General features: G+C 65.1%; 11 protein-coding genes. 3 read left to right on the top strand and 8 right to left on the bottom strand.

The window, feature by feature from the left end; translation table 11 throughout:
• Positions 1-9: 9 nt before the first annotated feature.
• The 3 genes from ACAH41_RS03145 to ACAH41_RS03135 all read left to right on the top strand — a co-directional run bounded on the left by ACAH41_RS03145 (position 10) and on the right by ACAH41_RS03135 (position 3,964).
• Positions 10-1,113, top strand: a complete 1,104-nt coding sequence (locus tag ACAH41_RS03145; protein WP_325648029.1) for a sulfotransferase — start codon at positions 10-12, stop codon at positions 1,111-1,113.
• Positions 1,114-1,241: 128 nt separating this feature from the next.
• Positions 1,242-2,708 (top strand): DUF1800 domain-containing protein, encoded by a 1,467-nt coding sequence (locus ACAH41_RS03140; protein WP_325648028.1) that lies wholly within the window; start codon positions 1,242-1,244, stop codon positions 2,706-2,708.
• 29 nt (positions 2,709-2,737) lie between these two features.
• Complete coding sequence (locus tag ACAH41_RS03135) at positions 2,738-3,964, top strand: DUF1501 domain-containing protein (RefSeq protein WP_325648027.1); 1,227 nt, start codon at positions 2,738-2,740, stop codon at positions 3,962-3,964.
• Between the two features lie 24 nt (positions 3,965-3,988).
• Here ACAH41_RS03135 and ACAH41_RS03130 read toward each other — a convergent pair whose 3' ends face one another.
• The 8 genes from ACAH41_RS03130 to ACAH41_RS03095 all read right to left on the bottom strand — a co-directional run bounded on the left by ACAH41_RS03130 (position 3,989) and on the right by ACAH41_RS03095 (position 17,732).
• On the bottom strand, positions 3,989-5,185 hold the full coding sequence (locus tag ACAH41_RS03130; protein ID WP_325648026.1) for a glycosyltransferase: 1,197 nt from the start codon (positions 5,183-5,185) through the stop codon (positions 3,989-3,991).
• Between the two features lie 29 nt (positions 5,186-5,214).
• The gene (locus ACAH41_RS03125) at positions 5,215-5,988 is read right to left on the bottom strand and encodes a sulfotransferase (RefSeq protein WP_325648025.1); all 774 of its coding nucleotides are present in this window, start codon (positions 5,986-5,988) and stop codon (positions 5,215-5,217) included.
• 22 nt (positions 5,989-6,010) lie between these two features.
• The gene (locus ACAH41_RS03120; RefSeq protein WP_370538167.1) at positions 6,011-10,240 is read right to left on the bottom strand and encodes a glycosyltransferase family 2 protein; all 4,230 of its coding nucleotides are present in this window, start codon (positions 10,238-10,240) and stop codon (positions 6,011-6,013) included.
• A gap of 142 nt (positions 10,241-10,382) precedes the next feature.
• Positions 10,383-12,083, bottom strand: coding sequence for a polysaccharide biosynthesis/export family protein (locus ACAH41_RS03115; RefSeq protein ID WP_325648023.1), 1,701 nt, complete (start codon positions 12,081-12,083; stop codon positions 10,383-10,385).
• A 5-nt stretch (positions 12,084-12,088) separates the two neighbouring features.
• Positions 12,089-13,204, bottom strand: coding sequence for a capsular biosynthesis protein (locus ACAH41_RS03110; RefSeq protein ID WP_325648022.1), 1,116 nt, complete (start codon positions 13,202-13,204; stop codon positions 12,089-12,091).
• The gene (locus ACAH41_RS03105) at positions 13,201-13,968 is read right to left on the bottom strand and encodes an ABC transporter ATP-binding protein (protein ID WP_325648021.1); all 768 of its coding nucleotides are present in this window, start codon (positions 13,966-13,968) and stop codon (positions 13,201-13,203) included. Before ACAH41_RS03105 ends, ACAH41_RS03110 begins: the two co-directional genes overlap by 4 nt.
• Before the next feature lie 9 nt (positions 13,969-13,977).
• Positions 13,978-14,769 carry an ABC transporter permease gene (locus ACAH41_RS03100; protein WP_325648020.1) on the bottom strand — a complete coding sequence of 264 codons (792 nt, stop codon included), beginning with the start codon at positions 14,767-14,769 and terminating at the stop codon, positions 13,978-13,980.
• A gap of 299 nt (positions 14,770-15,068) precedes the next feature.
• Positions 15,069-17,732 carry a glycosyltransferase gene (locus tag ACAH41_RS03095; protein ID WP_325648121.1) on the bottom strand — a complete coding sequence of 888 codons (2,664 nt, stop codon included), beginning with the start codon at positions 17,730-17,732 and terminating at the stop codon, positions 15,069-15,071.
• Between the last annotated feature and the right edge of the window lie 62 nt (positions 17,733-17,794).

The raw sequence follows: 17,794 nt of genomic DNA, 5'->3' as shown, positions 1-17,794 counted from the left end.
CACAATGATATGCTGACCCTGCACTCAGATTGCACGACGCAAGACACGCCCACGCGCAGGGTTCTCGTCAAAGCCACTCGCGCAGACCCGGTTGCAACATGGCAACCCACGGCTGACCGTGTCCTTCGAACAGCAGCACGCATGACATCCGCAGCAACCTCCAAGGTATCGGGCCCACCTTTTTTCATCATTGGCTGCGTTCGCTCCGGCACGACGATGTTGCGCAACATCCTGCGCCTGCATCCGAATCTGGCCAGCCCGGAAGAAACCCACTTCTTTCGCTGGAGCGACCCCTTCGGCAGTCCCGGCTACCGGCATGTGGTGACCAAGAATCCGGTGCTTCGCCGCCACCGGGAACTCGACGGCGTCACTGAGGCCGAATTCGAAGCCATGCTGCAGGCATCCACCAGCCGGGCTGACTTGTGCACACGCTACATCCAGCACTATGTGTCGCTGCGCAAGCCGACAGCCAGGCGCTGGTTCGACAAGTCGCCGCAGAACGCCTACGGCGCGGCAATGCTGGCGGGTGAGTTTCCGCGCGGCAAGTTCCTGCACATCGTGCGCAATCCGGTCAACGTGGTCGCCAGCCTGCGCATCGGCAAGGTCATGAAGATGGACGACCTGGTGGGGGCTTGCAGTTACTGGAACGAAGCCATTGAAAACCTGGCTTTGCTGCAGCGGGCCCACCCCAGGCGCGTGCTCACACTGAGTTACGAAAAATTCACCGCGGATCCGTTGGAAGGCATTCGCGACGTACTGGCCTTCATCGGCGAACCCTTCGACGCGGCCCATTTCGCCGACGTGGTGACCAAGGAAGTCCGGCACGAAGAGGCAGGCATCCTGACGGACGACGAGCTCGCCAAGGTCCGTTCGCTGTGCCAGACCGGTCGCCTGATGCACGGCTACGGCACCGAAGAGGAAATGGAAGCGGAGCGCCAACGTGAAGCCACCCGCCTCAAGCGGCGGGAGTCCCACGCCGCAGCCGTGTCGACGGCGCCCGGTGACATGCCTGGCAAGCCCGCCGCTGGCGCCAAGGCCGTCAGCAAGGAGCCCGGTGCGCCCCGGACCGGCAAGCCGGCAGGCCCTGTCCACGAGACCAAACGAAAGGCTTGATCCGAAGCCTGCCGCGGGGCTGTTGCGCCATCCCTGTCGGCGTACCACGGCCCTGAAACGTTGGGCGTGGTCTGCCTCGTGGCAGCGGCTTGCGGGAAGTGGCCCGCAGACTGCATTCGGAGTGACCGATGACCTCTTCGCTTCAAGCCGCCCTGGCCGCGCACCGCTTCGGCCTCGGTGAGCCCGATCTGGCCGTCGTCGGCCCGGATCCGCTGGCCTGGCTGCGAGGCCAGATCGGCCCGGCTGACCCACAACGTGGCGGCGCACTGGCCAGCACTTCAGAAGCCATGCGCGCGCGCGCGGAAACCGCCCGCAAGGCGGCACGCCAGGGCGTGGCGATTCCGGATGCGGCCGCCATGGCCGACCACGCCAAGGCGCGCGCCGAGATGCATCCCGGCGTCAAGAAAAAGGACGATCCCAACCGTGTCGACGCCGCCGCCCGGGAAGCGCAGCGCGACATCGCGGCGCAAGACGTCTACGCCAGGCTGTTGACTGCCAGCCAGACCCGGCGTCCTTTCGCCGAACGCCTGGCGCTGTTCTGGATCAATCACTTCAGCGTTTCCGGCCAGGCGGCCAAGGTTCGCGGCCTGGTCGGCGCATTCGAGCGCGACGCGATCCGCCCGCACATTGCCGGCAACTTCCAGGACCTGCTGCACGCCTCGACACTTCACCCTGCGATGCTGCGCTACCTGGACAACCAGCGCTCGGTGGGCCCGCATTCGCGCGCCGCGATGCGCCAGCCGGCGGGCGACAAAAAGCCCAGGGCCACCGGCCTGAACGAGAACCTGGCGCGCGAGGTGCTGGAGCTGCACACGCTCGGCGCGGAAAGCAGCCGGCCTGGTACCAACGGCCAGGTCGCCTACACCCAGGCGGACGTGACCGAATTTGCGCGCGTGCTGACCGGCTGGACCACGCCGGACCGCGCAGATGCCAGCGCACCGGTGGCGTTCGAGCCGAACCGGCACGAACCCGGCGACAAGCACCTGCTCGGCAAGACCTATCCCGCGGGCCAGCAGGCGCTGGACATGGTGTTGCACGACTTGGCACTGCACCCGGCAACGGCGCATTTCCTGGCCACCAAACTCGCTCGGCATTTCGTCGCCGACGATCCACCACCCGCGCTGGTCAACCGCCTGGCGGCTGCCTACCTCGACAGCAAGGGTGAGCTGCCGGCGATGTATCAGGCCTTGCTGGCTTCCCCGGAAGCCTGGCAACCGCAGTTGGTCAAGTTGAAGACGCCGGAGGAGTTTGCCGTTTCCAGCGCCCGCATGCTGCAACTGGACCAGCGCTGGCTGCAACCCGCACGCGACGGGCAGGTCTCGGTGATGGGCCAGGTGCTGCATGAGCCGCCCTCGCCTGCGGGCTGGTCAGACAAGGCCGAGGACTGGCTGGGGCCGGACGCGCTGTGGAAGCGCATCGAATGGAGCACCGGGCTGGTGACCCGCTTCGGCACCGCACTCGACGCCCGCGCACTGGCACGGGACGGCATGGGGCCGCTGCTGAGCGCAGAGACGGGCCAGCAACTTGCCCGCGCGGCGGACGGCAGCCAAGCCTTGTCGCTGCTGCTGATGTCGCCCGAATTCCAGCGCCGCTGAACCAGCCGCGCCTCGTCAGGAGAATGGCCATGACCGGCTTCGATGCTTCCCTCTCGTTTTCACGGCGCGGCTTGCTGCGCGCAGCTGGCGCCGGCGCACTGCTCGGCGCTGCCTCTGGCTTGTCTACCCTGGCGCTGGCCGGACCGGGGCAACCTGGCGGCCCGCGCCTGGTATTTGTGATCCTGCGCGGCGGACTGGACGGCCTCTACGCCGTGCCGGCCATCGGTGACCCGGCATTCGCCAGCGCACGTGGGCCGCTGGCCGAATACGCCAGCGCACCATTGCCACTGCAAGGCGTGTTCGCGCTGCACCCGGCGCTGACCGAACTGCATGGCATGTACCAGCGCAACGAGGCTGCCGTGTTGCATGCCGTTGGCCTGTCGTACCACGAGCGTTCGCACTTCGACGCCCAGCAGGTGCTGGAGTCCGGTGGCACGCAGCCCTATCAGCTGAAGGACGGCTGGCTGGGGCGTGCGCTGCAGGCCGACGCGCGCAAGGGTCTGGCGATGAACACCGCCGTGCCGCTGGTGCTGCGCGGCAGCCGCAACATCGACACCTGGGCGCCGTCACGCATGCCCGACCCTTCGGACGACCTGCTGCAACGCCTGTCGCGCATGTATGGCAACGACGCGGTGTTGGCCGCGGCCTTGCAACGCGCCAGGGGCTTGCGCGATGGCGCAGACGGCGACGCGATGGCGGATGGCATGGCCGGTGGCAAGGCGTCCGCCGCATTTCCGGCGCTGTGCGCGCGCGCGGCCGAATTCCTCGCGCAGGATCAGGGGCCGCAGGTCGCCGTGCTGGAGATCGAAGGCTGGGACAGCCATGCCGACCAGGCCGCGCCCAAGGGTCGCCTGTCGGCCAACCTGCGGCAGCTCGACACCGGGCTGGCCGCCTTGCGTACAGGGCTCACGGCGCCAGGTGCCAACGATGCCTGGCGAAGAACGGTGATCATGGTTGCCACCGAATTCGGCCGTACGGTCGAAGTCAACGGCACGCGCGGAACCGACCATGGCACCGGTGCCGCGGCCTTCCTGCTGGGGGGCGCGGTGCGCGGCGGGCGAGTGATCGCCGACTGGCCCGGGCTGGCCGCAGCCCAGCGATTCGAGGGCCGGGACCTGAAGGTGACGACCGATTTGCGTGCGCCGATGAAGGCGCTGTTGGGCGAGCATCTGAGAGTCGCCAGTACGGCGATCGAACGCGACGTCTTCCCCGGCTCTGCAGCCATCAAGCCTGCGGATGGCTTGCTGAAAGCCTGAGCGGCGCGCACGCGGCCTTGCCGGTCATGCCACGGCTGGTGGCCGCACCGCGTGCGAGGCCAGACGCTGGACCAGCCAGCGCGTGAAGTGGCCCGCCTGCCGGTCACATTCCGCTTGCCAGGCCACGCGTGTGCGCAGCGCCTGCTCGCGCAGCTGCGCAAGGCCTTCCGCAGCGTGCGGGGCCAGTTCGGTCACCAGGAACTCTGCAAGTTCGGCCGGTGACTCGAACACCGGCAGCTGCCAGACCTGGCTCAGCCCGTGAATTCCTGACTGCGTGGCCAGCACAGGGCAGCCATAAGCCAGCGGCTCCACCGTCTTGATCTTCAGGCCGGTGCCGCCCACCATCGGATTGAGTGCCACGTCGACCGACGCGTAGAAACCGCTCAGTTCCTTCACGAACCCGTAGGGCACCAGCCCAGGTGTGTTGCCCAGCTTGGCAGCGTGCCAAGCCAGGCTGCCGGCCACGATCAACTGGAAAGCCGGTCGCCCGCGAAGGGGTCGCTGCATTAGCGCCTCAGCCAGTGCCTGCAGGCTGCGCACATTCCACATGTTGCCGCTGCCCAGGTAACCCAGCGTCAGCACACCGCCTGCGCCGTTGCTCGGCCCATCCGGGCGCGGAACGAAGTCTCGCACCGGGACTTCCACCCAAGGCAGGTACAAGATGTGCCGGTGGCCCCGCGCGGCCATCTCTCTGGCCTCTTCGTGCTGGATGGCCAGGACCACATCGGCCATCTCGAAGGCACGGTCCTCCTCAGCACGCGTGGTGCTGAACCAGGCCGGTGGCAGGCCGGCCTCGACATGCCGGGCCGCGCGGTCGGCAAACAGGTCATGACTGTCCAGCACCTTGGCCACGCCGGCGCCGAAACACTGGAGCAGCGGCGCGTACCAGACGTAGTTGACGTGCACAACCTGGTACACGCGCAAGCGATGCATTTCCAGAGCCGGGGCTTCCAGCCCCCTGTCATACCAGTCCGAAAGGCGGCAGGCGTGATCCGCGCCGATGCGCTTGCTGGCCCGAGCAGGCACCACCCGCACCAGGCCGAACTGGGCCCGCATGGCCTGCGAAAGGCCCACGTCGTGCCCTTCGTCGGCGTGATAAAGCAGGTCCACCTCGTGGCCCAAGCTCCGATAGATGCGCAGCAGCTGCAGGATGCGCCGCGAGTTGCCCTGGTCCGCCGGGGCCAGGCGGTTGAAGCAGACCAGCAGGACGCGGGGGCGCATCTGCACCGATACAGGCATGCCGCCGCAGGTCAAGCCGACACGACGCCGCTCGCCGCCGGCAGGTAACCGTGCCGGCGCATGCCTGCTTCGCAAGCCTGCAGCACGACCTGAGTGTCCTCGGGCGAGAGCACTTCTGCACCGCGATGGTCTGAAGGGGTCATGACGAAGTCAGCGAACCAGGTTGGGTCATAGGCTTCGCCGAGGAAAGACATCAGCAGGCGCGTGTGGCCCGGACCATCGTCCATCAGGTCTTCATAGCGCATTTCGTAGACCCGGTCCGGGAAGGCTTGTTTCAGGCCGCGCATGATGTGCTCGGCCTCGGTCCAGTAGTTGATGGCGCCCAGCAGGGCTCCGACCTTGATGACCTTGCCCAGCCGCAGGCTGGCCACGACATTCAGCGGATTGCGCACGATGTGAACAAAGCGGGCATCCGGCATCGAGCAGGCCATCAGCATCGCGCCGTAGACGTTCTGCGGCGTCTTGTCAAACCAGCGACCGGCCTGCGGCTTGTTGCGCTCGATGTAGCACTGCATGTAGCGCTGGTACAGGTCGGCGCGCGAGGTGCTCTGTTCCATCATGCGCGTGAATTCCGATTCCTGAATCTGGTCGATCTTGCGGTGCTCACGCAGCACGGGGTTGCTGGACAACACCTTGCGCAGGTTGTCGGTGCCCATCGGGTCACCCCAGCGGTAGAAATGTGTTTCTTCCGGGCAAGCCAGGTTGGGATGGCGGCGCAGCAGATCGCGCAGCATGGTTGTGCCTGAACGGACACAACCGACAAGGAAAAAGGGTTCGGGCCTCATGAACCGATTCTCCGTCACTGAGCTAGCGAAGCCCAACGTCTGGCATCAGACCTGTGAACGACGAGCTGTCCACATAGCGCGTGGAATGCACGGTCGAATACAGCGTGCCACTGGCCTCGGCCAGCAGCGACATGTATTGGCGATACTCTTCCGCCCCATTGAAATGCTGCTTGCGCGCGACCTCTTCCTGCACCTTGCGGGCAAAGCCCGCGTGGTACTTGAAGTGCGCCAGCCAGGCATGCTGGGGCGACACCTTCACACCAGACGCGTAGTGCACACCTTGCGACAGGCGCACCCAGGGCATGTAGCGCAAGGCGATCAGCTTCTGCGAGGTGTACTGGTTGGGCGCAGAGCCGGGAATCAGCCGATGCCGCAGCGCACTCACGGTGCTGGGCGCATTCGAATACCAGCCACTGCCCAGTCGCCATGGCAGCAGCGGGTGGCGATCAAAATAGGGCGCAGCGTCAAATGGCGCGACCTGCTCGAAGTCCGCCGAGGTCAGGCTGCCGGCGGGGTACATGTCGATCATGCCACCCCGCACACCATCGAAACCTTGCGCCTGCTGTTGCCGCAACCAGTCCAGCAGCGGCGTTTGCTCGCAGCCTTCGAAGACCATGAATTCATCGATGTCGGCCAACACTGCCCAGCGGCCCAGCCCGTGGGCAGCCAGGACCGCCTGCTGCCAAGCCACGCCATAGTGCGACAGTCGGTACTGCGAATCGACGGAATAGAGCACAACGTCCGGCTGCGACAGCAAATACTCGCGCGTGCCGTCATCCGACAGGTTGTCGATCAGAACGAAGTGGCGCACGCCCAGTTTGCGGTAGTGCTGGAGAAAATGCGGCATCAGGACCCGCTCATTGCGCGCCACGGCCACCACCAGCAGTTCAGCCTGCTCGTGCATGGCCCGCACCACCGAAGCGGGTGACAGCAACTCCAGTTGGCCAGAGGCCTTGCCGTGCCGGTCCGTCAGGCTGGGTGCCTGGCAAGTGGGCCAGATGCGCAATGGCGCAACGACGGCCTGGGACAGGCCTTGGTGAACGGCGTCCAGCGCGTTGGCATCGTCCAGATGCGTCAGCATCGTCGGACTGAGGGGGCCAGGATAGAAAGTGTTCTGCCAGCAATTCACTGGCACTGCGTTGTGCCCCAGCTTGCGGCGCAGCAAAGTCTCGTAGCCAGCATCCGTCAGCGGGATATCGGCCGCCCGAAGCAGGTCGCCCACCAGCTTGTCTTCCATGAAGACACTGCGGGTCAGGCGCGCGCCCCGAGTGGTCTGCAGCAACTTGCACAACCGCCCCATGGCCAGGCGCGACAGCAGGTAGCCCGTGCCACCGTCGGCATACACCGAGGGCTCGGGCGACTTGTCGATCGCGTTCGCTGCGCGGGCATCGTGCGACTTGGCCTGATGCCAGCGCCGGTCGGTGCCGCCCTCGGCCCGATGCAAGGGCCGGCCGAGGTAGTGCGCCCCCCAATGAGGGCAAAGATCGAAAAACGCATCCACCGCCAGGTGGCAGTCGTCGTCGATCTTGTAGAGGTGATCGAAGTTGGTGTGACGCCACACCCAATCGATCAAGGCCAGGCTCTTGGCCGGCAGGTCTTCGTAATGGTCCGACACCCGAAGGCCGAGCACACCGTCCGGCTCGATCTGACCGTGACCGTCGCCCACGGCAATGAGCCAGGGAATGCCCCTCGCGGTCAGGTCTCGGCCCCAGGTCTGCCGGATGCGTTCGACCCGCGTGGCCAGATTGGCGCGGCAGGAGTAGACCACCACCAATGTGCGGGAAGACCATGCCGGCGAGGCAAAGCGCAACGCTTCGCCCGTGGGCAAGGTCAGCGCCCAGGCGTCTTCGGCTGGCAGCACGGACAGAAATTCCTGGACGAGGCTTTCTTGCAGACTGCCTTTGGCTGCCGGCGTTGCCTGCAGCAACAACAACGCATTGCACAGTGGCGCAGGCACAGCGTGGGAAGGCTGGGCGATCACGGCGCCACACGGCGTGACCGGCAAGCTCATGTGCGCGGTCATCCACCAGGCCCGCAATTCCGATAATTCAGCGTCAACCTGGGCAGCGTCCCAGCGAACCCGGCCGATGCACCAGCGCCACGCCGCCAACTGCACGCCAACAAAATCGTGGGCAGGTCCCGCCAAGCGACGGCATGTGGCAAGCGACGGCAAAGGCTGCGTGGCGTCGCTGGCCAATGTGCGCAGTTCGCGGAGCAACCGCTGCTGCAGTTCTCGTCCGGCCCGCTGCGTCACCCCACCTGCAGCCCTCATGCGGTCGACCAAGTCGTCCTTCCCGGCCAACAGCGCGGGAGGCAACAATGGATGTGCCGCCAACCGCAAGGATTCAGACGCGCCCAAGCCGTCGGTCTCAGCCCATAACGGCAGCACATCCGCGGCCACTTCGGTGTCCAGTTGCGGCACCGCTGCCTGCAGAATGTCCCGCGAGAACTGCGGCACGTCGATGTTGCCGCAGGCCCGGAAAGGCTGTAATTGCAGCAAGAGGGCTTGCGCACGTGTGGGCGACAAGTCCGACCTCAGGCCCTCGCTCACCGATACAAAACCACGATGAACCGAGCGCAACTCAGGAGGCCACAGCAGACCCGCAGGCCAGCGACTCTCCAGTCGGGTCCAGAAGCTGGGGACCAGCGCAAACAGCTTCAGGCAGGATTGAAGGACAGCGTACGCGGCATTTGCCGGCAGCACGGGCGCCAGCAGCAAAAGCGAGACCTGGGCATCCACGATGTGCTGGTCGTGCAAACGACCCCAGTAACCAGCCTCGCTCATGGAGGCCAAGAGGGCCAGGAATTTCTCAACCAGTTTCAGCGCCTGTCGGTCGTCAACGGACGAGCTGCCCAGTTCCTGCAACAGCAAGTCCGCCGCCTGGCCAACACATTCGGTATTGAGCCAGCCAGACTTGCCCTTCACAAGTCGCTTGACCAGCGTCGCCGCTGCGTTGTAGTCAGAAGTCGCCACCAGCTCTGGCAACAGCTGAGACAAAGACCATACCTCGTCCGAGTCCGCAAGCTCCCGCAACTGACTGACTCGCAACAGCGGCCGCAGACTGGCGTAGTCCCGCTGACCGGCAAAGACAGGAATCAGCGCTCGCAGAAAGCGATCCTGCACCTCGCCGGCCACGGGATGACGCGCAAGCACCGCTTTCAGGCTGGTCGCCGCCGTGGCACCAGGCTGCCCCATCTCATCGCTGAGGGCGCGTTGCAGTTGTCGCATCGTCGCCTGGTCAGGTTGCGGCAGCACCATCGGCGAACGATCAGGCAAAGTGGCCTGCGCGGGCAGCAGGTTCGTCAAGCCAAAGCGCTCGGCTTGCCGCCTGGCAAAACGCATCAAGAGATCCGGCAGCAGGTCCCAGGCCTCGGCCGCGGCCAAGTGCTCCAGCGCTTGCATCACCTGGTACTGTCCCTCGAAACCCGCCAGCTCAAGAACCGGCAACGCCGCCAACCGGCCGAAGTGACTCACAAGGTGACTGACGTCCAACCGCCTGGGCAGAGGCGGCAAGGATCGTGAACCGACCGCCAGCCGGAACTGGCAGGCCCCCGCCGAGTCCCGATGACGCCAGATGCCTGCCGGCAGCTCCAGCTCGAATCCGAGCATGGGATCTTGCAGCCCCAGCGCCGCACGCACATCGTCGCGATGAACGCGGATGACACTGGCTGACAAGTTGCCCGAAGGGGTCCGCAGGCACAGCGCCTGCCCCGAGGTGGCGTCCAGCTGCAGCCACCCGGCCAGCACCAGCCCCTCCATGGACTCGATCTGGCCACGCAACGGGGACGGCACATGCCGGGCCAATGCAGAGTCAGGCTGGGTCAGTTCGTTTTCCAGATGCCGGGCTCGGGCCTCCTGCCGGAGCCAGTCGGCAGCAGGCCCCAACAACTTGGAGGGGCCACCGGCCACCGCCACATGGTGCATCAACCAAAGCACGCTTTCCTCGCGCGCATCGCCATCAGGGAGTTCGCGCAGGAAGTTCGCCCATTGCTCCATGGAGCCGGCGATTGGCAAGGCCAGTTCAACACTGCCCTGGCGCAAGCGCAAATCGCCCGCCGCTGCGCAGCGTGCCAGATGAGGCGTCAGGTAGACACTGAAGCCATAGGCGTCGTCACCTTGACCTCCCAATGCAGCCTTGACATCCGCGCGCGAATGACGTTGCAGCACGACGTCTGCCACAGGCTTGCCGCGCAGCAGCAACTGAAGCTCGCCCGGATTGACCGAAGCATCTGCGGACCAGCCCTCCAGCATCCCAGGCCAATGGCGCTCCAACGTGATCCGGGCAACAGGCACAGGCTCCCTCCGACTTTGACAACCAGCCCGCGCCGTGCGCCAGGGAGCTGTTGGACACACCGTCGGCCGATTGGGCAGCCGGACACGATGTCACTGACAGTTAAAAGCCGATCGCCACCTTGGCTGCGATCGCGATCTGATAGAGGATCTGCGTGATGCCACGGGCCACCTCGATGCTCTTGGATTCGATCTTCGGCAGGATCATGATCTCGTCGCCCGGCTTGGGCGTGGTACCGGGAGGAGCCACGCTGCCATTGCGGTGCAACAGGATCTGCTTGGAGGTGTCGGCCGATTGGGTGTAGCCGCCGGCCAAGGCAATGTAGTCGTCCACCGCCGCATTTGGCTGGTACACCAGCGCGTTCGGAAACAGCACCTCGCCGCTGAGCAGCACCATGTTGCTGCGCTCAGGTACAACCACCAGATCACCATCTTCCAGCGGCAGCTGATCGGCCTGTTCACGATCGCTCAGCACCACTTGCCCCAAGGGCTGGATCTGCTGGGCCCGGGTGATGAACTGAAGCATCAGGGTGGCCTCAACCTGGCGCAGCGCCGCCTCTTCGCTGGTCGAAGAACGTGCGGTCAGCGCGGCGGTTTCCAGGTTGTGCAGAGAGATGTCGAGCGAACGCTTCTGCCGCACGGCCACGGACTTGCGGAACAGCTGCAGCGAACTCAGGTCTGCCTGCGGCGAAGGTGAGAGACGCGCGATCACGTCCTTGAGTTTCGCGCCATTGGGCATCACCAGCGCGCGCTCACCCAGTTGCGCGCCGTCGATGCGCACCAACAGCGTGGTGGCGTACTTGTCGGCGGTGAAGGTCACCAGATCGCCGCTCTGGATCTGCACATTGGCGGTGCTGCCCAGCGGGTAGTACTCGCTCTTCAGTTCCACGCCGGTGTTGCGCACGATGCTGATATGGGTGGCATCGGCCTTTGGCTGTGCCAGCGCGATCAGCTCGGACGCCGGCACCGACTGCCTGGGCAGTTCGAACACGTAGGCGTTCTGGGCTTCGCCCTGCACCGCCACCGCGTACTGACGCGGCCGAACGACGATGGTGTCCCCGTCCTGCAGCTGGATGCGGTCGATCTTGCCATCCAGCAGGAAGCGGTACAGGTCGATGGTCGCCCTCGGCTTGCCACCCCGCAGAACCTGCACCGAGAGATAGCTGCCACGGTCCGGATCGATGCCACCGGCCAAGTCGAGGTAGGTCAGCACGGTGTCCGACGACAGGCCGCCATAGAGGCCTGGCGCGCGCACGAAACCAGTGACGTAGATCTTCACGGGCTGGGCCGCTTCCAGCGTGGCATAGACGCCCACGTTGGCCTTGAAGGTCTTCTTGACCAACTCGTCGACCTGTCGATTCAGGTCTTCGTTGCGAACCCCCAGCACGCGGATCGGGCCGGCGTTCTGCAAGAAGATGTTGCCTTGCGCATCGACCGCCTGCACACCCTCCTGGGTGACAGCTCCCCACATGCGAATGCTGACCCGGTCGCCGACGGTGATCTGGTAATCAGGATTGAAGCCGCTGCTGGACTGCGCGAAGCGGCCACTGAAGATCTGCGAGCCGAACACCACGGACTTGCCAACCCCACCATCACTTGGCAGCGATGGCAAAGGCGTGCTTGCCGCAGCCGGGGTCACAGACGGCGCCTGCATCGTCAGGCCTTGCGTGGCCGGGCTCTGCAAGGCCGCGGTATTCAGCGTGACGCCCGGCGGCAAGGTGATGCTCTGCTGCGCCTGCACAAGGGGCGATGCCACAATGACGCAGAGGGCAGTCAGCGAAGCAATGACAAAAGACTTGGTCATGACATTCAATCCTGGTGCTCGCGCACCGTGGCATAGATCAGGCGGACGATGGCGAACAGCATGGTGCAAACAGCCAACACGGTCAGCCAATCCATGATGCGGCGCGGATAGAGGGCCAAGTCCGGCAAGGTTGGCGACTCCAGCACCAGGATTGTCTTGAGCTTGCGCGATGCTTCCAGCCTGGCTTGTTCCACCGACAGCAGGGCGCTCTTGTAGGCGTCCTCGGCGTAGCCGGCTTGCAGCAACAAGCCCTGGTATTCGATCGCAAGCGCGGGCAACTGGCTGCCGTTGACGGCCGCGGTGGCGCGCAGTCGCTCGACCTCCAACTGGGCTTGTGTCGCCCCAAGTTGACTGCGCAAGCTGCGCACCTGCAGGCTGTCGGGGCTCATGAAGGCCTCAGCAGCCTTCAGGTCGGCCTCCTGCTTTGCCTGGGCCGCCTGCAAGCTGGCCGTCAACGTGTTGGCCGCAACCGCCTGGGACAGCGGATCCAGCAATTTGTATTTTGTCTGGAAGGCCAGCACATCACCCTTGGCACTGCGCACGCGTTTCAGCGAATTCGCTTCCTCACCCTCGTAAAACGCCATGCGGTCGCGGGCCACCCGGTGGGAGTTTTCGTTGATGTAGCCCTCACCCTCGTCGATCATGGCCTGCGCCAGCTTCTGCGCAAATTCCCGATCGAAGGCCTGCACTTCGACAGTCAGCAGCCCGGACATTTCATCGTGCGTGATGGACACGCGGCTGTTGAAATAGTCGAGGAACCTCTCGCGCTCGGCATCCTTTGAAATGCGGTAGAACAGGTCCAGCTTGGGCTGGCTGTAATGCGCCCGCAGATTGAACTGCTTGTCCATCTTCAGCATCATGGCCATGGAGTGCATGTAGCTCTCCAGCATGTAGGCATCCGACAGCGAGACGGGCGCCCCACCCCCCCCCAGCAGCAAGCTCGCGGCCGAGAGCCCACCGCCGCTGGACCCGCCGGACGAGGTGTCGCGGATACTCAGCACGGCATGGCTGGCATATCGATCGACGGCGACGAAGCTGTAATAGACCGTGGCCAACACGGCGGGCACCACAAACAGGGCCAGGCTCAATCGGCGCGGCGTGACGATGTCGAAAAACTTCATGGTGTGGCAGGCGGCAAGGAGTTGTCGGCCCCGGCGGGCAGGGGCGCCGCGGGTGGAAGCGCAGCCGGCGCCGCAGGGCTCCGGCCGAGCGCAGATTTCTGGCGCTGTTGCATGTTCTGGTAGATCTCCAGACCTTCCTTCACGTCGCTGTAGAGCGTGGCGCGCCCATCTTCCAGCACCACCACCACGTCGCACATGTTCTGGATGTCGCGCACCACATGCGACACCAGGATCAGGTTCGAATTCTTGACCCGGTCCTTGAAGACTGCCTCGGCCTTGCGCTTGAAGATGGGGTCTCCCGCCGACATGCCCTCATCGATCAGGTAGTAGTCGAACTCGAAGGCCATGCTCAAGCCAAAGGTAACCCGGCTGCGCATGCCCGAAGAGTAGGTCTTCATCGGCATGTCGAAGAATTTGCCGATGTCGGCAAAATCCTCGACAAACTTCACCCGCTCACGCGTCTCTGCGGGAGATGAACTGTAGAGCCGGCAAACGAACCGGACGTTGTCGCGGGCGCTCAGCGAGCCCTGGAAGCCACCGCCCATGCCGACGGTCCAGGAAAGCGTGTTGCTGGTTCGCACCCGGCCACTGTCCGGCGAAACCACGCCAGCGATGATGCTCATCAGCGTTGACTTGCCGGCGCCATTGCGCCCCATCAGCCCGATGCTGGCACCGTCGGGGAAGGTGAAATTCAGGTCCCTGAAAACATAGTGCCGCCCGGTGGGCGTGGGGAAGTACTTGGTGAGGTTGACCAGCTCAATCATGGCGCACCTTCATTCGCCGGCAACCAGCCGCTCGCGGCGCAACCAATACATGCAGATCCCGATGGCCCACAAGGTCAGCGTCCACATCAACGGATAGGTCAGGCTGACACCCTGCAACGGCACATACCCTGGCAGGAAGGCTGCTCGCGCCAACTCCACCAGATGCAGCAGCGGGTTGAACAACAGCCAGTAGCGCGCTTCGCTGGTGAAGCCGTGGACCGAAAAGATCACCCCGGCCGTCAGATAGAGAGGCAGCGAAAGCAAACCGATCGCCAGGCCGAGGCGAGGCAGCGGACCGATCAGCGTCGCCAATACCAGACCCATGCCGGTACCGAACAGGATGAAGGCCATCCAGGTGCCCAGGTAGCCGATCAGGCTGTCGGGCAGGATCGGCGAGAAATTGAGCCGCGCCAGGATCATCAGCGTCAGCACAAAGACGATCACGTCGGTTGCCACCTCAAGGATGGTCCGCGCGATGAGCGTGTCGAAAGGCTTCACCTGCCGGTAGTTGAACAGCCCCAAATTTGAAGTGATGCCGGTCATCAACTGCCCCCAAAGGCCAGAACACAGCCGATAGGGAATCAAGGCGATGATCAGGAAAATCGCGTAGTCATAGGTGCCGCGGGTCAATCGTCCACGCAGGAAGGTGTTGACCGCCACCAGCGCGAACATCTGCGCCAATGGCGCGCCCAACATCCAGACCACCCCCGTCCAATGGCCGCCGAATCGGGTCTTGATCTCGCGCATGAGCAGCGCAAAGATCACAGCTCGTTGAATTTGCCAGGGGGTGCGCTTGATCACGGTGACGGACAGAACTGAAGCTTGAGATGCATGGAAACGTATGGAGACGCGGAACGCGCAAGGCCTGTAGCGCGAGGAAACGCTGCTTCGGCTTCAGGCTTGATGGCAGACCTACGGACACAGACCATACGGACCTACAAGCAAGCGCGCCGCCCGGGAGAAACCCGCAGGCAGCGCGACGCGGACTTTACCCCAGCCCATATCGGCAAGCCAAGCCGCCAAAACGGAGCTTTGCGAGGCGAATGCCGCATCTTTCCGCGCGCGACAGGTCTGTGACAGCCAGACGACCGCACCCGCACTCAGCCTTCACGTCGCAGCAACATTCCGCCTGCAGCACTCTGCTGGCCCAGCGCCGCACCCGTCGGATCCGGCGCCCGCATCGCCCGCAGCAACAAATCGGCGAGTTCTTCCGGCTCATCGGCCAGCCGCAGCGGCAGCACCAGATGCTGTGGATCGTGCAGCCGGGCGCGATCTGCCTGCGCCCCGAGGTCGAACACCGCGATGCGTCGGCCGCTGCGCAGGGCACCGGACAGCACATAGCAATAGGTCTCCGGCCAGACCGAAGGCACCAGGATCAGGTGCGGATCGAAGCTGCTGATCTTCTCTGACAGCTCGTTGTCGAAGTAGCGACCGAGCAGCTTCACCCCGGCACCGGCCAGGCGGCCATCGTCTGACGAATAGCCCAGCAGCGAGAATTCCAGCGGCAAGCCGCGACGACTTGCCGTTTCAGCCAGCCCCAACAGCACGTCGTAGCCCTTGATGCGGTTGATCGCGCCGATCACCATCAACCGCACCGGCTGATCCGCTGGCACCAGCACCGACGCCGACACCCGGGGCGGCGGGTCCGCCTCATGCGGGGCCACCCGCACCGCAGTGCTGGCGGCGAGCATCGTCAGCCGACGTGCCACGTCCTCCGACGGCACAACGACCTGCTTGGCGGCCTGCAGCAGCCTGCGGGCCTCGCCGCGCCAGACCTGGATGGTGCCGGTCTGCTGGATCAGCTGGTCCTGCGTCAGGCAGCGGTTGCAGTCGTCGTCGCCGGGCAGGCCACAGAACCGGCCCTCCAGGTTCACCAGGTTCACCCGTGGGCACAGCGTGTAGTAGTCATGCACCGCCAACCGGATCTCGATGCCCAGGCGCTGCGCCGCCTCGATCAGCTGCGCGCCGGTCTCGGGGGGGAAGTCGATCAAATGGTGAATGTGCAGCTCGTGGATCTGCAGCCGCTGCAAGGCTTCGACCAGCATGTCCATGGGCCGCAGCGGGAGGCTGGCCAGGTTCTGCAAGCCGAAGAGACCAGGATGCAGCAGCGAAACGCAGCCGGCCTGCGGCGAGGGTCGCAGCTCGAAGACGCCGCAGCCTTCGTTCAGCAACTCACGGCTTTGCTCCAGCAGGTGGCGCTCGGTGCCGCCGCCGCGGTTGTGGCAGACCAGCAGCACGTTGCGCTGGGTGCACTGCCGCGCCAGTCGCGCCAGGTCCAGCCGCGCCCGGTGCATCCAGGACGGGTCGTCGGCGATGTAACGCAGCACGTCCGGCTCGTACTTGGGGTGCAGCCTGGCCAGCGTCTTCATCGCCGCCTGGGTGCGCTCCAGCGCCTCACCCTTGAAGCTGACCGAGCCCACGTGGCGCACATAGATGTCGCAGGCGATGCCGTTGGACCAGCCGCGGCGGATCGCCCGCTGGCACCAGTCGTTTTCCTCGCCATACCCGCGCCCGAAGTTGCGCTCGTCCAGGCCGCCGATGTCATCGATTGCCTCGCGCCGCATGTACATGCAAAAGCCGACGCCGGTCGGCGCTTTCACATGCTGCAGCCGGTTGGTCTCGGCGGCCAGCTGGTCGATCTCCTGCGGCGTCAGTTCCAGCGGAATGCGGTTGTCGCCCAAGGTCTCCGGGTAGCTGCAGATCGTCGCGTTGTTCGACAGCGGCGTGACGCTGGCCAGGCGGGGATGTTCGGCGGCATGCGCCAGCAGGCGGTCCAGCCAGTCGTTGTAGACCACGGTGTCGCTGTTCAGGATCACGACATCGCGGTCGCGGCACAGCCGCAGGCCGTGGTTCACCGTTTTCACGAAGCCCTGGTTGCTGCGGTGCTGCTCCAGCACGAACAGGTCGCGTGCGGCCAGGCTGCGCAGCATCGCGTTGAGCTCCGGCACCGGGCCGGCATCGTTGATCAGGACCAACCGATGCGGCGTGCGCACTGGCGCGGTCAGCACGCTGTGCAGGCAGCGCAAGGTTTCCTGCAGTCCGCCATAAACCGGCACGAAGACGTCGACCACCGGCGCGCTGTCCCACTGGCGCGGCTGCACGCTGACCCACTGCGCGGGATCGAGCATGTCGGGCTCACGCAAATGCGGGGAGCGCTCGACTGCCCGCAACGCAGCCTGGCTGGCGCCTTCCTGCATGTAAAGCGCCATCCACTCCGAACCGAACAAGGCCAGCACGCTGCCTTTGACCATGCGCAGCTCCGGCCGCGAATTCAGCAACCTCCGCATGTCCAGCCCCGGCAGCGGATTGCGCCCTTCGCGCCAGCCCCAGCGCTGGAAATGGTTCAGCGCGTCGATCGGCCGCGCGCCAACGTCAGGATTGCTGCGCAGGTAGTAGTCGATGTCGAACCAGGGCGTGGGCGACAAGCCTTTGTAACTCGCCACCAGCCCGTAGTGCAGCAGCCGGTTGATGCCATGCCGCGGTCCGCAATGGGCGTCGTAGTGACGGATGTCGAACAGCGGGCTGGGCGACAGGCCAGCGGCGTCGCCATGCAGGACGTAGTGGCGCAGCGGCGTCATGCCGTTCAGGCTGGCCTGCTCGACCTGCGCGACATAGTGGTCGCGATCAAACAGGCCGAGCAGGCGGGTCAACTCGACCTCGAAGTCCAGCAGCGCCGGCTTTCGCCGGCCCAGCAGACGGGCAGCGGCGCGCAGCAGGCGGATGCTGTGCAGCATCACCTTGGCATCCAGCGCCCGTTGCGGCACCTCGATCAAGGCCGACCTCTGTGATTTCCCGACATCTTCGTTTGCATGATTCCAGCGCGAAC

It is taken from the genome of Ideonella sp., from assembly GCF_041287625.1.
GTDB lineage: Bacteria > Pseudomonadota > Gammaproteobacteria > Burkholderiales > Burkholderiaceae_C > Ideonella.
This window is presented reverse-complemented; position numbering and strand designations above follow the sequence as displayed.

Excerpts from the sequence above, each read along its gene's own strand:
- ACAH41_RS03115 (WP_325648023.1), bottom strand. The coding sequence starts at position 12,083 with ATGACCAAGTCTTTTGTCATTGCTTCGCTGACTGCCCTCTGCGTCATT.
- ACAH41_RS03135 (WP_325648027.1), top strand. The coding sequence starts at position 2,738 with ATGACCGGCTTCGATGCTTCCCTCTCGTTTTCACGGCGCGGCTTGCTG.
- ACAH41_RS03110 (WP_325648022.1), bottom strand. The coding sequence starts at position 13,204 with ATGAAGTTTTTCGACATCGTCACGCCGCGCCGATTGAGCCTGGCCCTG.
- ACAH41_RS03130 (WP_325648026.1), bottom strand. The coding sequence starts at position 5,185 with ATGCGCCCCCGCGTCCTGCTGGTCTGCTTCAACCGCCTGGCCCCGGCG.
- ACAH41_RS03125 (WP_325648025.1), bottom strand. The coding sequence starts at position 5,988 with ATGAGGCCCGAACCCTTTTTCCTTGTCGGTTGTGTCCGTTCAGGCACA.
- ACAH41_RS03105 (WP_325648021.1), bottom strand. The coding sequence starts at position 13,968 with ATGATTGAGCTGGTCAACCTCACCAAGTACTTCCCCACGCCCACCGGG.
- ACAH41_RS03140 (WP_325648028.1), top strand. The coding sequence starts at position 1,242 with ATGACCTCTTCGCTTCAAGCCGCCCTGGCCGCGCACCGCTTCGGCCTC.
- ACAH41_RS03120 (WP_370538167.1), bottom strand. The coding sequence starts at position 10,240 with ATGCTGGAGGGCTGGTCCGCAGATGCTTCGGTCAATCCGGGCGAGCTT.
- ACAH41_RS03145 (WP_325648029.1), top strand. The coding sequence starts at position 10 with ATGCTGACCCTGCACTCAGATTGCACGACGCAAGACACGCCCACGCGC.